Below are 16,087 nucleotides of genomic sequence, written 5' to 3'. Positions count from 1 at the left end.
GGCCGCGCACGGCGGTCAGGCGCCGGCCGCGGCTGCGCCCGATCCGGCGCAAACGCCCGCCCCGCGCGGCTCAAACATCAGAAGGATCAATGGTTCAGCCCTCAATTCCCCCCAACGAAATTGCTCCGAATTGCGGCCCGTTCGCGTTAAACTGCGCCAAGCTGTATTCAACCAAGACATCTTCGCCACTACGGCATCCACGATACGAGGATAGGTTCGATGCGCACTTCCGGCTCATCCGGGGCAATGACCCTGCTCACCGAACACGACCCGACCGACGGTCGCGAACTGCGCTCGCTCCGGCTCGAAGCAACCGGCGACGGCAAGAGCGTGCTGCTGATCGAGATCGACGAACGCAAGCCCGGCATCCACCGCGAAGTCCGCTACGAGATCACGCCGGCCGAACTGATCGCGGCGATCCGCTCGCACGGCGCCGAGCTCCCCGGCGAAAACCACGGCGCGGCGTCGCTCGCCCGCACCTCCTCCTGATTCCGAACGGTGAGCCGCGCGCAACGCGCCGGCTCACCGCGCCCCCTGCCGCCATCACGCACGTTGCGTTATTCCCGCCGCTGACTTGAAAAAGGCCGATAATCGGCCCATCTGCGTGCTTTCCGCGCGCGTTTCCTTTTCGGCCAGCCGTCATGCTCCTCCGCGACCTCGTCGCCCAATACGGGCCGCTTCTCGTCTTCGTCAACGTGCTCGCGGCGGCCATCGGGCTGCCGGTACCCGCGATGCCGACGCTCGTGCTGTTCGGCGCGATGTCCGCGATGCACCCGGCGATGATCGGCTCGCAACTGGTCACGGTGGTCGTGCTGTCGGTGCTCGGCGCACTGATCGGCGACACCGTGTGGTACCTCGCCGGCCGGCGCTTCGGCGGCACGACGCTGAAGACGATCTGCCGCCTGTCGCTGTCGCGTGACAGCTGCGTGAAGAAAACCGAACGCTTCTTCGGCCGCTACGGCGTGCGCGTGCTCGCCGTCGCGCGCTTCATTCCGGGGCTGTCGCTCGTGTCGGTGCCGATGGCCGGCGCGTTCGGCACGCGCTATCGCACATTCCTCGGCTACGACGCGCTCGGCGCCGCGCTGTGGACGATCGTCGGGCTGATGGTCGGGCTGATGTTCGCGCGCCAGATCGACTGGCTGTTCGCCGGCGCGGGCCAGCTCGGCCGCGCGGCGCTGCTGGTGGCCGTCGCGGTGCTGGCGGTGTACGCGGCGATCCGCTGGATGCGCCGCCGCGCGCTGATCCGCCAGCTCGCGAGCGCGCGGGTCGGCGTCGACGAGCTCGACGCGATGCTGCGCGATACGTCCGCGCCGGTTGTCCTCGACGTGCGCTCGCCCGAGCACCGCAAGCTCGATCCGTTCACGATACCCGGCGCGCAGTTCGCCGACGAACGCCAGATTGGCGACATCGTCGCGCGTTATCCGTTCTCGCAGAAGTTCGTCGTGTACTGCTCGTGCCCGAACGAGTTCACGGCCGCGTTGATGGCGAAGCGCCTGCTCGACGCCGGCTTCACCGATGCGCTCGCGCTGCGCGGCGGCCTCGATGCCTGGCGCGACACGGGCCGCCAGCTCACGTCGCTCGTGGAAGACATGCCCGCTGCGAACGATCCGGTCGCGGGGCTGCACAAGCCGGCCTGATCGCGTCGATCGAAGGCCGGCCGTGCGAGGCGGGGGCGCCTGCGCCCCCGGCGATCAGAACGCGTGCAGCGGCAGGTTCACGACCAGGCGGTACTCGGTGTTCGTCGCGTCCGAGTAGTGTGCCGAACCGGCATGCCACATCGCGATGAACGTGACCTTCGTGTCCTTCAGCTTGCCGCTCTGGAACGTGTACGACGGGATGAAGCCGAACTCGTGGTGGCGGCCCTGCACCGGTGCACCGTTGCTCCAGTAGATGCTCGACTTGCTCGGGTCGTTCGCCGCACCCGCGCTGCCGTCCGCCCCCCAGCCCGTCACGCCCCAGACCATCGCCTTGAAGCCCGGCAGGCCCGCTTCCTTGCCGTAGAACGTGTAACGCAGCTGCAGCGACTTTTCGTGCGGCGCGTTGTAGTCGACGTCCATCGAGTTGGTCAGGAAGATGCCGTTCGTTTCGTTCAGGTAGTCGAAGAACTGGTCGCCGAGCACCTGCTGGAAGCCGAGCAGCAGCTCGTGCGGGCCGTGCTGCGCGGCCAGCGACAGGCTGTATGCGTTGTTGTTGATCTTGCCTTGCAGCGCGTCGCCCGTGTCGTGCGTCGAGTAGACGTTGCCGAAGCCCGTCCACTTGATCGTCTGCGGGCTGCCGATGCTGTGCTTCACCGACGCGTAGTACTGGTGCCACACGTCGTCGGCCTGGTTCGCGTACAGCGCGATTTCGCCGTTCGGCGAGTAGTCCCACGTGCCGCCGACGTACGACAGGCGGTTGATGCGCGTGCCGCCGTATTGCGTCGTCAGGTTGGTGAGCGTCGTGTGACCGCGCGCGTCGGTCTTCGTGAAGCTGCCGGCCTCGAGCATCACGTTCTTGAATTCATTGCTGACGAGCGTCGCACCGAGGAACGTCGGCGGCAGCGCACGGTTGTCGTGCTGCTCCATGAACGGGTTGTCGACGGCCTGCAGACCGTACTTGACCACCGTGTTCGAGATGCGCGCCTTCACATCGTAGATGCCGGGATAGGCCCAGGCGAGCTGGTTGCCGCCACCGCCGCCCTTCGCGATGTGCACCATGCTGCCGGCACCCTGGCCGCCGTCGAGCTTCAGCGCCGCATACAGCGATGCGTCGAAACCGATACCGATCAGGCCCGTCGTGTAGCCCGACTCGAAGTTCGCCATCGCGCCCTGGACCCACGCGTGGCGATGCGGCCCGCCCTTGGCGTCGAGCACGTCCGCGTAGTTGCGGAACAGGAAGTTGAGGTGGCTGTCGGCGATGAAGCCCTTCGACTGCGACTGCGCCGACGGCTCGTCGGGCGGCGTGACGGCCTGGTTCGCTTCGGCGTTGATGATGGCGTTCGGGGTCGTTGCCTGCGCAACGGTCGTGCCCGGTGCGGCCTGCGCGACCGTCAGCGGCGCGGGGGCCGCGTCGTCGGCGTGCGCGACGCCCGTCAGCGAGACACCGGCGAGCGCCGGCAGCCCCCAGGCAAGCAGCATTTTCGATGCCGTCCCGATCGTCTTCTGTTTTTTCATCGTCATTCTCGTCTTGTGTTGATATCGTCCACGCCGGTTGCGATCCGCGCCCGGCCCCCCGGCGCGCCCGATTAAAGACGCGCCTGTACCCGCGGCGCGAAGATCGTTCGCGCCGCACCTACCCCTGTTGACCTGCCTTGGTTATGTTTGCTGCGTCACTTCAGCTCACGCCACACCCGCGCGGATGCACGCGACACGCGCGGCCGACCCCTGCCGAACTTCCGGCAACGGCACGTCCTGCGCGCACGCGTCGATCGCGACCGGGCAGCGCGTGCGGAACGCGCAGCCGGACGGCGGGTTGAGCGGCGAGGGCATCTCGCCCGCCAGCAGCATCGGACGGCGAGCACGCTCGCGCGCCGGCTCCGGCGTCGGCGCCGCGTCGAGCAGCGCCTTCGTGTACGGGTGCTGCGGCACGCCGTACACGTCATGCCGCGTGCCGAACTCCATCACGCGGCCGAGATACATCACGAGCACACGCTGGCTGATGGCCTTCACCACCGCCAGGTCATGTGCAACGAACAGATAGGACAACGACAGTTCGCGTTGCAGGTCGCGCAGCAGGTTCACGATCTGCGCCTGGATCGACACGTCGAGCGCCGAGACGGGTTCGTCGCAGATCACGAGCTTCGGCTCGCCGATCAGTGCGCGTGCGATGCCGACGCGCTGGCACTGCCCGCCGGAAAATTCGTGCGGATAACGCAGCAGGTGATGCGCGTTCAGGCCGACGCGTTCGAGCATCGTGACCACGCGGCGGCGCACCTCGGTGCGGCCGAGGCCGGCCTGGTGCGTGACGAGCGGCTCCGCGACGACCTGTTCGATCGTCATGCGCGGATCGAGCGACGCGAGCGGATCCTGGAAGATCATCTGCACTTCGCGCCGCATCGTGGTGCCGCGCAGGTGATCGGGCGCCACGGCTTCGCCGCGCCATTTCACCGTGCCGGCCGTCATCGGCACGAGGCCGATCAGCGCGCGCGCGAGCGTCGACTTCCCGCAGCCCGACTCGCCGACGAGCCCGACCGTCTCGCCGCGCTTCACGTCGAACGACACGCCGTCGACGGCGCGCAGCGTCCCCTTCGGCGACCACGGATAGCCGCCGAGCGGCACGCGGAAATGCACTTTCAGACCCTCGACGGACAGCAGCGTGTCGTCCGTCGCGCCGGCTTGGCGACGTTCATTGACGCTCATCGCAGACCTCCCGTCAGATCGGCCACGGGACGGTGGCACGCGCGCACCGCGCCCACGGCGCCATAGGTTTCGAGCGCGGGGCGCGCCGCGCCGCAGCGTTCTTCCGCATACGTGCAGCGCTTCGCGAACGCGCAGCCGGCCGGCGCGGTGCCGGGCATCGGCGGATTGCCGGGAATCGCGACGAGCGGCGCATCGTCCGCGTCGGTCAGGCGCGGCAGCGCGTTGAGCAGGCCGATCGTGTACGGATGCGACGGCGCCGCGAAGATCGATTCGGCCGGCGCGTATTCGACAGTGCGGCCCGCATACATGACCATCACGTCGTCCGCGAGGCCCGCGACCACGCCCATGTCGTGCGTGATCAGCACGATCGCGGTGCCGCGCTCGCGGTTCAGCTCGCGCAGCAGGTCGATGATCTGTGCCTGCACGGTCACGTCGAGCGCGGTGGTCGGCTCGTCGGCGATCAGGATTTCCGGCTCGGACAGCAGCGCCATCGCGATCATCACGCGCTGGCGCATGCCGCCCGAAAACTCGTGCGGATACATGCGGATGCGGCGTGCCGCGTCGGGAATGCGCACCGATTCGAGCGCCTCGATCGCGCGCTTCGTGGCGTCCTTGCGCGACAGCTTGCGATGCAGCTGCAGCGTCTCGGTCATCTGCCGCTCGATCGTCAGGAACGGATTGAGCGACGTCATCGGATCCTGGAAGATCATCGCGATCCGGTCGCCGCGCACCTTGTTCAGCGCGCGTGAATCCATCTCGAGGAGGTTGTCGCCGCGATAGCGCGCGGCGCCGGTGGTCGTGCCGTTGCCGGCCAGCAGGCCGAGCATCGCCATCACGGTCTGGCTCTTGCCCGAGCCCGATTCGCCGACGATGCCGAGCGTCTTGCCGGCTTCGAGCGAGAACGACACGCCGCTCACGGCGTCCACCGGCGGCGCGTCCTTGCGCGTGAAGCGCACGCCGAGGTTGTCTACTTCAAGCAGTGCGGCCATCTTCAGCGATCCTTCGGGTCGAGCGCGTCACGCAGGCCATCGCCGACGAAGTTCACGCAGTAAAGCGTCACGCACAGCATGACGGCCGGGGCCAGCAGCAGCCACGGCATCGATTCCAGTTTCTGCGCGCCGTCCTGGATCAGCACGCCCCAGCTCGTCATCGGTTCCTGCACACCGAGGCCGAGGAACGACAGCACCGATTCGGTCAGCACGATGCCCGGCACCGAGACCGTCGCGTACACGACGACCACGCCGAGCAGGTTCGGCACGATGTGGCGCCGCACGATCGACGCCGGCGACACGCCGATCGCCCGTGCCGCATCGACGAACTCGCGGCTGCGCAGCGACAGCGTCTGGCCGCGCACGACACGCGCCATGTCGATCCACGAGAACGCGCTGATGGTCAGCACGACCAGCATGAACGAGCGGCCGAACAGGGTCATCATCAGGATCGCGATCAGCAGGTACGGGATCGCGTACATCATGTCGACGATGCGCATCATCACGGAGTCGACGCGGCCGCCCGCGAAGCCCGCGGTCGCGCCCCACGCGACGCCGAACAGGCCCGACACGAGCGTGCCGAGCAGGCCGACCTCGATCGACACGCGGCCGCCGATCAGCGTGCGCACCAGCAGGTCGCGGCCGAGTTCGTCGGTGCCGAACCAGTGCTGGTTCGCCCAGGTCGGCGGCAGGCTGATCGAGCCCCAGTCGCTTGCCGAAGGATCGGCCGCGAGCAGCCACGGGCCGACGAAACAGGCGAGCGTGATGAGCGCGAGCAGCACGAGGCTGAACACGGCCGCACGGTTGTGAAGGAAGCGCGCCATCGCAAGCGCGAGCGGCGAGCGCGAACGCGGCGGCGAGTCGGTCTGCACGGGCAGGCCGACGACGGGAGTAGTCGGAGTCATCGCTGTGCCTCGCTCAATAACGGATGCGCGGATCGAGCCACGCATACGCGAGGTCGACCAGCAGGTTGAACAGCACCGCGCAGACGGTCGTCAGCACGACGAGGCCGAGCACCAGCGTGTAGTCGCGGTTGATGGCACCGTTCACGACGAGCTGCCCGAGCCCCGGCAGCGCGAACACCGATTCGGTGACGACGGCCGCCGTGATCGACGTGATGCAGACCGTGCCGAACAGCGACACGACCGGCATCAACGCGGGCTTCAGCGCATGGCGCAGCACGATCGTCGAGCCCGGCAGGCCCTTCGCGCGCGCGGTGCGGATGTAGTTGCTCGACAGCGTCTCGATCATCGAGCCGCGCATCACGCGTGCGAGCAGCGACATGTTGATGAAGGTCAGCAGCACGATCGGCAGCAGCCGGTACTGCCAGCCGCCGTCGCCCCAGCCGCCCGCGGGCAGCCAGCCGTTGCCCGACGACGTCTTCAGCAGGATCGCGAAGATCCACACGAGCACGGGACCGAGCACGAACGGCGGGATGACGTTGCCGAAGTTGCCGATCAGCATCACGAAGCGGTCGATGAAGCTGTCGCGGCGCACGGCCGCGATGGTGCCGAGCAGCACGCCGAACACGATCGAGATCGGGATCGACACACCGCCCACGCCGAGGCTCACGGGCAGCGCCTTCTTCACGAGATCGTTCACCGACCAGTCGACGTAACGGAACGACGGGCCGAGATCGCCGTGCAGCAGCGCGTTCAGGTACAGCAGGTACTGCTTCCACAGCGGCTCGTCGAGGTGATACTTCGCGTTCAGGTTCGCGAGCGTGGCCGCGGACAGCTGCTTTTCCGTATCGAACGGGCCGCCGGGCGTGAAATGCAGGAGCAGGTAGCAGACGGTGACGACCGCGAGGATCGTCGGCACCGCCCACAACGTGCGCCTCAGTGCGTAGGCCAGCATGATCGCTCCGCTCAGTGCTTGATCAGGTACATGTCCTGCGAAGCACGCATGTCGATCACGTTCTTCAGCGAATAGCCGCCCACGTACGACTTCACGAGACGGTCGGCCGAATACTGGAACAGCGGCACCATCGGCGTGTCGTTCAGCGCCGTGTCGTGCGCCTGCGTGAGCAGCGCGGCGCGCGCCTGGTCATCGAGCTTCTGGTTGCCTTCGTCGACAAGCGTGTCGACCTGCTTGTTGCAGTAGCCGACGGTGTTCTGCGCGCTGCCGCAGCGGATCAGGTCGAAGAAGGTCATCGCGTCGTTGTAGTCGGCGAACCAGCCGTCACGCGCGATCTGCACCTTGCCGTCATGCCGCTGCTTCATCAGCACCTTGAATTCGACGTTCTCGAGCTTCGTGTTGACGCCGAGCTTCGTGCGCCACTCCGATGCAGTGAACAGCGCGACCTTCTTGTGCAGGTCGTTGGTGTTGTACGTGAGCGTGAACGACAGCGGCTTCGCGTCCGAGTAACCGGCCTGCTTCAGCAGGCCCTTCGCGGCGTCGATGCGCTTGGCCATCGGCCACGACGCCCATTCCGGCGTGAACGGTTGCTGCACGCCCTTCGTGCCGTTCGGCATCAGGCCGTACATCGGCTTCTCGCCGGCCTGCGTGAGCTTCGACGTGAGCACGTCGCGATCGATCACCATCGACAGCGCCTGGCGCACGCGCTTGTCCTTCAGCGCCGCGTCGCTGTTGTTCAGGTAGTAGTAGTACGTCGCGAGCTGCAGGCCCTGGCGAAGCTCGCCGCCGAACTGCTTGCTGACCTGCTGGAAGATGCCCGACGGGATCGAGTAGCTGTAGTCGATCTGGCCGGCCTGGTACATGCGCATCGCGGTTTCGTCGCTTTCGATCGGCAGGTACGTGACCTTGTTGATCACGACCTTCGGCGCGTTCCAGTACTTCGCGTCCTTCGTCACGACGATGCGGTTGTTCGGCTGCCAGTCGACGAGCTGGTAGGCGCCGTTGCTGACGATGTTGCCCGGGCGCGTCCATGCATCGCCGAACTTCGCGACCACGTCCTTGTTCACCGGCACGAGCGGCGCCATCGCGGTCAGCTCGGGGAAGAACGCGACGGGCACGTCGGTCGTCACCTCGAGCGTGTACGGATCGACCGCGCGCACGCCGAGCGTCGACGGGGCGGCCTTGCCCGCGATGATGTCCTTCGAATTCTTGATGAACTCGACGAGGATCGTGTATTTCGAGCCCGTCTTCGGATCGACGAGGCGCTGCCACGAATAGACGAAATCGGCGGCCGTCACCGGCTGGCCGTTGCTCCACTTCGCGTCACGGCGAAGCTTGAAGATCCACGTCGTCGGCGACTTGCGCTCCCACGACAGCGCGACGCCCGGCACGACCTGGCCGGCGGCATCGATGCGGGCCAGCCCTTCGAACAGGTCGAGGCCGATCGTGTTGCCGGTCCACGACTCGATGTGCGCGGGGTCGAGCGACTCGACTTCGGCGGGCACCTGTCGCGTCAGGTCCTGTTGAGGCGCGAGCGCGACGTTCGACGGAACGGTAACGGCGTGGGCGGCAGGCATCAGGGCGAGCGCGGCCAGCACGGCCGACATGGCATGCAAGGATTTCATCGTGGCAGTCTTGAGAAAGGTTGTTCGGTGAGCGTCGCGCGGCGGATGCCGCGGATTACGCTTGAGACGCTGACGGGCGCAGCGATTGAGGAGGCCCGTGATTCTCGTATTGCATTTTAGTATTCCTTACGTTTCTTTCGACAGGTATTCCGTCTTCGAAACGAAGGAATACCTGTGCGTTAGAACAGCCTCGGTGTACCGACCCAGACCACCACCGACTCGATCTTCGCGGTGTTGACCCAGCTGTGCGGGACCGTCGACTGATAGTGCGAGCTGTCGCCGGCCTGCAGGACGAACGTCTTGCCTTCCAGCGTCAGCGACACTTCCCCTTCAATCACATACAGGAACTCCTCTCCTGCATGTGTCGTCACCTCGGACCGCTTCTGCCCCGGCGGCATCCTCACGAGGATCGCCTCCAGCTGGCGCCCTTCGGATACGTTCGTCAGCCGCGCGAACAGGTTCGCCGAATCGGCAAACCCGAAGAAGCGCAGCTGCTCGCCTCGGCACACCGAGCGTTCCTCGCTCGGCGTATCCACGAAGTACTGCACCGTCACACCGAGCGCGTGCGCGATACCGGCCAACGATGTCAGCGACGGCGACGCGAGCCCGCGTTCGACTTGAGACAGAAACGGCTTCGAAATCCCCGCGGCGGTAGCGGTGTCGTCGAGCGTGCGCTTGAGTCGTTGGCGCAACGCGCGAATCTTGCTGCCCAGCGCGGCAGCATCTGCAGCCCGCGAGTTTTCAGTGGGGGGAACCATAGCAGGCCGAAAAGTGATCGTCAAAAAATGTTTGATGGAAAATAACTAAGTTAGAACGATATAGCTTAGTCTTCGGGTTCGCCCACGTCTTCGGTGTCAAGCCCGGTGCACTAAACGGGACACGAAGCGAGCGAAACGACGCGCTATCTTGCCAGACTCGCCGGCTTCACAGGCAAGCTGCAAGCGGCTCTCCGGGAATCTTCGGAGGACCTGCACGGAATCTTACAAATAGATGATGAGACGAATGTTCCTGAAAGCTGCTGCCACATTGGGAGTTTCCCTAGGTGGCAGGCACCTGACGCACCGGACCGGCAGCCGTTACCATGCGCGCGCCGGTCGGGGCCCTTCCCCGCCACACCCGGCGGAGTCCGACCCCGGCCCGGGCTAACCGCCCGACTGTTCCATCGCCAGCACGAAGCCTACCCGGCCCATTGTGCATCGGCGCCAGTTCGACCCCAAAGACGACGCGTGATCCGTGCCGTCCGTTTCAAACGAGATTGATGATGCAACCACCCGTTTCACAAACCCGATCGTTCACGACGGTCTTCCTCATCGAAATGTGGGAGCGCTTCGGCTACTACGGCATGGCCGCGCTCCTGGTCCTCTTCATGGTCGACCGGCTCGGTTTCACCGACAGCCATGCGAACCTGACCTGGGGTGCGTTCACCGCACTCGTCTATGCGGCGCCGTCGATCGGCGGCTGGATCGGCGACAAGGTGCTCGGCGCCCGTCGCACGATGATCATCGGCGCGGCCGTGCTGTGCGCCGGCTACCTGATGCTGTCGGTCCCGAATGATCAGCTGACGTACATGTACGCGTCGCTCGGCGTGATCGTCGTCGGCAACGGCCTGTTCAAGGCCAACGCGGCCAACCTCGTGCGCCGCATCTATGAAGGCGACGACGCGCGCATCGACAGCGCGTTCACGATCTACTACATGGCGGTCAACATCGGCTCGACGGTGTCGATGCTCGCGACGCCGTGGATCAAGGATCACTGGGGCTGGCACGCCGCGTTCGCGGTCTGCTGCGGCGGCATGCTGCTCGCGATCCTCAACTTCATGCTGATGCATCGCACGCTCGCGCACGTCGGCTCGCTGCCGGACGACCAGCCGATCCGCTGGAAGCGCCTCGGCGCGGTCGCGCTGGGCGGGGTCGGGCTCGCGCTGATCACGCTGTACGTGCTGCAGCACAAGCAGCTCGCCGTCGCCAGCGTGTGGACGGCAGCGTTCGCGATCCTCGCGATCTTCGCGTACATGATCGCGAAGTCGGAGCGCTCGGAGCGCGCGGGCCTGATCGCGGCGCTCGTGCTGATCGGCCAGGTGATCCTGTTCTTCATCTTCTACGTGCAGATGTCGACGTCGCTGACGCTGTTCGCGCTGCGCAACGTCGATCCGCGCTTCATGCTGTTCGACACGACGCTGTTCACGTGGAGCGCCGCGCAGTTCCAGGCGCTGAACCCGATCTGGATCATGCTGCTGAGCCCGGTGCTCGTGTGGGTGTACAACGCCGTCGCGAAGAGCGGCCGCGACCTGCCGGTCGCCGCGAAGTACGCGCTCGGCTTCGGCGCGGTGGCCGCCGGCTACCTGGTGTTCACGATCAGCGGCCGCTACGCGGTCGACGGCCGCGTGTCGTCGTGGTTCATGGTGTGGGGCTACGGTCTCTACTCGCTCGGCGAACTTCTGGTGAGCGGCCTCGGCCTCGCGATGATCGCCCGCTACGTGCCGGCGCGCATGAGCGGCTTCATGATGGGTGCGTACTTCGTCGCGACCGGCGTGTCGCAGTATCTGGGCAGCGTCGTCGCGAACTTCGCGCAGATGCCGTCGCACGAACTGCCGGCCACCGAATCGCTGCCGCTGTACCTGTCGCTGTTCGAGAAGCTCGGCTGGCTCGCCGCGATCGGCATGGTGCTCGCGCTGCTGCTGCTGCCGCTGATGAACCGCCTGTCGCGCCAGCACCAGCGTTGTGCGGAAGCGCGCCGCGAAGAAGCGCCGCAGGCGCAGGGCGTCGCCACCGCGCAGTAAGTAATATCCCTCGGCGTGCGGCGTGCACGCCACATTCTCCCGCCAGGCACGCGAACGCGTCCTACACTGGTTGCAGGAAGCGCATCCGCTTCGCGAGATGCGCACTGGCGGGAGAAGACGATGAAAAGCAAAGCAACGCGGCTCTTGAGGATACTGTCGGACATCCGGCACGCTCAGCGCTGCACCGCGATACGTGCCGCGCGCGCCGCGGCCGAAGCCGACGCCGTACTCGCGGAACGCGACGAGCCGGCGCCCGACGAACGCGACGACGCCGAATCCGACGACGCCACCCCCGTTCCCCGCTCCCGTATCGACTCACCTCACTGACGCCGCGCGGCACGCTCCGTGCCGCACGCACTGCGTCCCGCGCCGCTCACGCGGCCGCGCCGCGCCACCGCGCGATCCACGATCCCGAGCCGGCCACGGCCATCATCAGCCCGAGCGCGCACGCGTCGGCCACGAGGCCTACGCCGACGTGCCGCAGATCCGCGCTGCGCACGACCGGATGCAGCAGCGAATCGATGACGAGCGAGATCGCCGCGCCGGCGACGAAGCAGATCAGCCCGCGCTGGCCCACGGCCACGACGGGGCGCACACCCTGCGCGATCCGCGCGATCCAGCCGAAGCGCACGCAATCGGCCATCAGCCACGCGATGGCCGCGAAGCTCACGACGCGCGGCAGCGCGAGATCGCGCTTGAACACGCCTTCCGGCAGCGGCAGCCCCGAGAACAGCTTGTAGCTCGCGCAGCCGAGCGCGATGCGCCGGTAGAACGGCTGGCAGCGCGCGAGCACGCCGGCGACGAACATCAGTTGCCACGCGAACGGATTGAAACTCCAGCGGAATCCGTCGGCATCCAGCAGTTCGGGGCCGAGCCAGCCCGCCGTCAGCCACGACGCGACGCTGAGCGCAACCAGCAGCCACGGATGCCGGCGCGCGAACGGCACGAGCACCGGCGACGCGAGCGCGAACAGCACGTACATCGGCAGCACCGACGCGAGATAGGGCTGGCGCTGGAACGTCAGCAGCTCGGCTGCGCCCGTGAGCGGCGACGCGAGCATCACGCTGACGTCGTCGAGCGCGAGGTTCGGCGCATCGATCCCGTAGTGATCGAGCACGGCCGACACGACGAGCATCAGTGTCGAGGTCGCGAGAAACGCGCGGTAGATCTGCATCGCGCGGCGCACGAAGCGCTTTTGCGCGGCGCGCGCGCCGTGCCGCTCGGCAATCGCGCCATAGGCGCTCGCGGTCGCGAAGCCGCCGAGAAAGACGAAGACCTCGGCTGCATCGCACAGCGCGAACGCGTGCAGCGTGACGCGCGACAGCACGCTCGCGCCGATGTGATCGACGACGATCATCAACAGCACGATGCCGCGGAAGAAATCGACTTCGATCAGGCGGCCGCCGCGCGACGGTGGAAACGTGGCGGAAGGCGGCGGGCTCAACGACATGAGCACACCTGCTCGACGGCGGTGCGGTACGCACCGGAGAATGGATCGAGGAGCGGAAGGCGAGCGCGATCAGCGGCGATACGCGTATGCCCGCATCGCGCCAACCCGGCCGGCCAGGCACGGAGATGACCGTTCATTGAAAGGCTGCATACGAAGGGAAGTCGGTAAGGCCAGTCTAATGGCCGATCCGGGGAGACCCTAAGTAACAAAGTGCAACCGAATCTTCTGTTCGATTACACGCGCGAGCCTTGTCGCGCAAGGCGGGCAGCGTCGCCAGACTCGCGTCAGCGCGATGCCAGTTTGCGGCCAGAATCAATGTGTTCGACCGCTGCGGCGTGGTGGTTTTGCGATGCGCGACGCGGCACGCCGCATGCAGCCGCCGCGTCGCGATCGACGTTTATCCGCGCGCGGGCAGGCGCCGCATCAACATCGCGCTGTGCCACGCGGTGAGCGCGACGGCGACCCAGATCGGCCCGTACGTCGCGAGCTTCGCGATGCTCAGCGTCTCGCCGAGCAGCAGCAGCGACACCGCGACGAGCAGCACGGGTTCGACGTAGCCGAGAATCCCGAACAGCGCCATCGGCAGCATCCGGCTCGCCTTCAGGTAGCTCGCGAGCGCGAGCGTGCTGAGCACGCCGAGGCCCGGCAGCAGCACGGCCCACAGCACCGCGTGGTCGGCCACGTGCGTCGTGCTCGTCACGACCATCGCGAACGCGATCGGGCACAGCAGCACGATCTCGACCGCGAACGCGGCGAGCGAATCGGCGTTGATCCGCCGGCGCAGCACGAAATACGGCGGATAGCCGAGCGCGACGACGAGCGTCGGCCACGCGAACGCGCGCGTCGCCCACACTTCGTGCGCGACGCCGAGCGCGGCGCACGCGACCGCCGCCCATTGCAGCGGATCGAGCCGTTCGTGATAGTAGAAGCGGCCGACGAGCACCATCGTCAGCGGCAGCAGGAAATAGCCGAGCGACACTTCGAGCATGCGGCCGTGCAGCGGCGCCCACAGAAACAGCCACAACTGCACGCCGAGCAGCGCGGCGCTCACGGGCAGCGCAATCAGCAGGCGCCAGTCGCGCACGCCGCGGCGCAGGAGGTCGACGAGCGCCGGCCAACGGCCGCGCAGCGCGATCAGCGCGAGCGCGCCCGGCGCGGTCCACAACACGCGCCACGCGAAGATGTCGAGCCCCGTGAGCGGCGCCAGCAGTTTCGCGTAAGCGGACATCAGCGCGAACAGCGTCGACGCCATCACCGACAACACGAGGCCGCGCCCGGCCTCCGGATACCCCGTCATGATCGCTCCGCGCCTCTTATTGCTGCTGGAAGCGCTCGAAGCGTTTCTCGGTCTTGCGTTCCTCGAACGTCACCTCGGTCACGCGCGCGGCCGGCGGCCCGTGGCGCAGCCACGCGAGCATCCGGTCGATCTGCGCGCCGGGGCCCTGGATCATCGCCTCGACGGTGCCGTCCTCGAGATTCGCGACCCAGCCGCGCAGCTTCAGCGCATGCGCCTCGCGCACCGTCGCATGACGGAAGCCGACGCCCTGCACGACGCCGCGCACCCGCACGTAGTAGGTCTCGATCCGTTCGTCCAGTTCATTGCGGCTCATCGCGTCGCCCTCCCGTTGCATTCAAGCCCGGCATTGTAGTCGCGTCGGCCGCTTCGCACACGGGCCGGAGCCGCTTCATGCCCGTCACGGCCTGGCGTCGCCGCCCGCGCCGACCACGTACAATCTCGCCGATGCTCAACCGCCGCGCCGCCCGCGCGCGGCCCTGAAGGAAACGCATGACTGATACCTCCCGCGATCTCGTTCTCGTCACCGGCGCATCCGGCTTCGTCGGCTCGGCCGTCGCGCGCATTGCGCAGCAGAAAGGCTATGCGGTGCGCGTGCTCGTGCGCCCGACCAGCCCGCGCACGAACGTGGCGGATCTCGACGCCGAGATCGTCACCGGCGACATGCGCGACGAGGCGTCGATGCGCGTCGCGCTGCGCGGCGTGCGCTACCTGCTGCACGTGGCAGCCGACTACCGGCTGTGGGCGCCCGATCCCGACGAGATCGAGCGCGCGAACCTCGAGGGCGCGGTCGCGACGATGCGCGCGGCGCGCGCGGAAGGCGTCGAGCGGATCGTCTATACGAGCAGCGTCGCGACGCTGAAGGTGACGAGCGCCGGCGATCCCTCCGACGAAAACCGGCCGCTCACGGCCGAGCAGGCGATCGGCGTCTACAAGCGCAGCAAGGTGCTGGCGGAACGCGCGGTCGAGCGGATGATCGCCGACGAAGGGCTGCCGGCCGTGATCGTCAATCCGTCGACGCCGATCGGCCCGCGCGACGTGAAGCCGACGCCGACCGGCCGCATCATCGTCGAAGCCGCGCTCGGCAAGATTCCCGCGTTCGTCGACACGGGGCTGAACCTCGTGCATGTGGACGACGTCGCGCACGGCCACTTCCTCGCGCTCGAGCGCGGCCGGATCGGCGAGCGCTACATCCTCGGCGGCGAGAACCTGCCGCTGCAGCAGATGCTGGCCGACATCGCGCAGATGACGGGCCGCAAGGCGCCGACGATCGCGCTGCCGCGCTGGCCGCTCTACCCGCTCGCGGTCGGTGCGGAAGCGGTCGCGAAGTTCACGAAGAAGGAGCCGTTCGTCACCGTGGACGGGCTGCGGATGTCGAAGAACAAGATGTATTTCACGTCCGCGAAAGCCGAGCGCGAACTCGGCTACCGGGCGCGCCCGTACCGTGAAGGGCTGCGCGATGCGCTCGACTGGTTCGGCGCCGCGGGCTACCTGAAGTAACACAAAGCGGCGTGCTTCACGCCGCTTTGCGCACTTTGTTACACGTCGCGCGCGGCCCGCTACCGGCGCAGCGGTTAAAATCGCGGGTCTTACGCAGAGAAGACACGCATGAACCTGAACGATCAGATCGCTTCGCTCGCCACGGGCGTCGATCAGCTCCTCCACGATCACCACGCCGCGCAGCAGGCGGCCCGCAGCGCGGAAGCCTTCGCGCGCGCCGCGGCAGCGGAGGCCCGGGCCGCGGCCGAGCGTCACG

15 protein-coding genes and 1 pseudogene are annotated in these 16,087 nt (G+C 67.2%); 6 read left to right on the top strand and 10 right to left on the bottom strand.

The window, feature by feature from the left end; all coding sequences use genetic code 11:
- Positions 1-219 precede the first annotated feature (219 nt).
- Together G3N98_RS33270 and G3N98_RS33265 are read left to right on the top strand one after the other, a co-directional pair.
- Entirely contained in the window at positions 220-489 is a 270-nt protein-coding gene (locus G3N98_RS33270; protein ID WP_089428821.1) for a hypothetical protein, read from the top strand.
- A 152-nt stretch (positions 490-641) separates the two neighbouring features.
- Positions 642-1,637 carry a DedA family protein/thiosulfate sulfurtransferase GlpE gene (locus G3N98_RS33265; protein WP_089475854.1) on the top strand — a complete coding sequence of 332 codons (996 nt, stop codon included), beginning with the start codon at positions 642-644 and terminating at the stop codon, positions 1,635-1,637.
- A 54-nt stretch (positions 1,638-1,691) separates the two neighbouring features.
- On the opposite strand, the gene G3N98_RS33260 is transcribed toward G3N98_RS33265, so the two are convergent.
- The 7 genes from G3N98_RS33260 to G3N98_RS33230 form a co-directional block, all read right to left on the bottom strand.
- Positions 1,692-3,152 carry an OprD family porin gene (locus G3N98_RS33260; protein ID WP_085038394.1) on the bottom strand — a complete coding sequence of 487 codons (1,461 nt, stop codon included), beginning with the start codon at positions 3,150-3,152 and terminating at the stop codon, positions 1,692-1,694.
- Between the two features lie 165 nt (positions 3,153-3,317).
- Positions 3,318-4,337, bottom strand: coding sequence for an oligopeptide/dipeptide ABC transporter ATP-binding protein (locus tag G3N98_RS33255; protein ID WP_174973976.1), 1,020 nt, complete (start codon positions 4,335-4,337; stop codon positions 3,318-3,320).
- A complete protein-coding gene (locus G3N98_RS33250; RefSeq protein WP_175239930.1) occupies positions 4,334-5,326 on the bottom strand; it encodes an ABC transporter ATP-binding protein in 993 nt (330 codons plus the stop codon). The genes G3N98_RS33255 and G3N98_RS33250 overlap by 4 nt, the downstream gene beginning before the upstream one ends.
- A gap of 2 nt (positions 5,327-5,328) precedes the next feature.
- Positions 5,329-6,231, bottom strand: coding sequence for an ABC transporter permease subunit (locus G3N98_RS33245; protein WP_206150557.1), 903 nt, complete (start codon positions 6,229-6,231; stop codon positions 5,329-5,331).
- A 13-nt stretch (positions 6,232-6,244) separates the two neighbouring features.
- Positions 6,245-7,183 carry an ABC transporter permease subunit gene (locus G3N98_RS33240; RefSeq protein WP_089475858.1) on the bottom strand — a complete coding sequence of 313 codons (939 nt, stop codon included), beginning with the start codon at positions 7,181-7,183 and terminating at the stop codon, positions 6,245-6,247.
- A gap of 11 nt (positions 7,184-7,194) precedes the next feature.
- Positions 7,195-8,808 (bottom strand): peptide ABC transporter substrate-binding protein, encoded by a 1,614-nt coding sequence (locus G3N98_RS33235; protein WP_206150556.1) that lies wholly within the window; start codon positions 8,806-8,808, stop codon positions 7,195-7,197.
- Positions 8,809-8,987: 179 nt separating this feature from the next.
- On the bottom strand, positions 8,988-9,566 hold the full coding sequence (locus tag G3N98_RS33230; protein WP_069252724.1) for a cupin domain-containing protein: 579 nt from the start codon (positions 9,564-9,566) through the stop codon (positions 8,988-8,990).
- A gap of 500 nt (positions 9,567-10,066) precedes the next feature.
- Here G3N98_RS33230 and G3N98_RS33225 point away from each other — a divergent pair, with 500 nt between their 5' ends.
- Together G3N98_RS33225 and G3N98_RS33220 are read left to right on the top strand one after the other, a co-directional pair.
- Positions 10,067-11,587 (top strand): oligopeptide:H+ symporter, encoded by a 1,521-nt coding sequence (locus G3N98_RS33225; protein WP_089475860.1) that lies wholly within the window; start codon positions 10,067-10,069, stop codon positions 11,585-11,587.
- A 120-nt stretch (positions 11,588-11,707) separates the two neighbouring features.
- Positions 11,708-11,914 carry a hypothetical protein gene (locus tag G3N98_RS33220; protein WP_089475861.1) on the top strand — a complete coding sequence of 69 codons (207 nt, stop codon included), beginning with the start codon at positions 11,708-11,710 and terminating at the stop codon, positions 11,912-11,914.
- A 46-nt stretch (positions 11,915-11,960) separates the two neighbouring features.
- Here the strand turns inward: G3N98_RS33220 and G3N98_RS33215 are convergent, their stop codons facing one another.
- The 3 genes from G3N98_RS33215 to G3N98_RS33205 all read right to left on the bottom strand — a co-directional run bounded on the left by G3N98_RS33215 (position 11,961) and on the right by G3N98_RS33205 (position 14,647).
- Positions 11,961-13,037 (bottom strand): OpgC domain-containing protein, encoded by a 1,077-nt coding sequence (locus tag G3N98_RS33215; protein ID WP_206150555.1) that lies wholly within the window; start codon positions 13,035-13,037, stop codon positions 11,961-11,963.
- Positions 13,038-13,434: 397 nt separating this feature from the next.
- A complete protein-coding gene (rarD, locus tag G3N98_RS33210; RefSeq protein ID WP_206150554.1) occupies positions 13,435-14,334 on the bottom strand; it encodes an EamA family transporter RarD in 900 nt (299 codons plus the stop codon).
- 16 nt (positions 14,335-14,350) lie between these two features.
- Positions 14,351-14,647: an acylphosphatase gene (locus G3N98_RS33205; RefSeq protein WP_069253069.1), complete on the bottom strand. Its 297-nt coding sequence runs from the start codon at positions 14,645-14,647 to the stop codon at positions 14,351-14,353.
- A 176-nt stretch (positions 14,648-14,823) separates the two neighbouring features.
- On the opposite strand from G3N98_RS33205, the gene hpnA reads away from it, so the two are divergent.
- Together hpnA and G3N98_RS40010 are read left to right on the top strand one after the other, a co-directional pair.
- Positions 14,824-15,831, top strand: coding sequence for a hopanoid-associated sugar epimerase (gene hpnA / locus G3N98_RS33200; RefSeq protein ID WP_206150553.1), 1,008 nt, complete (start codon positions 14,824-14,826; stop codon positions 15,829-15,831).
- A 108-nt stretch (positions 15,832-15,939) separates the two neighbouring features.
- Positions 15,940-16,087: pseudogene (locus tag G3N98_RS40010) on the top strand (phage tail protein); the annotation flags it as partial.

The organism is Burkholderia sp. Tr-20390 (genome assembly GCF_017104595.1).
Lineage (GTDB): Bacteria > Pseudomonadota > Gammaproteobacteria > Burkholderiales > Burkholderiaceae > Burkholderia.
Note: the sequence above shows the minus strand (reverse complement) of the source record. Positions and strands in the feature narration are given on the sequence as shown.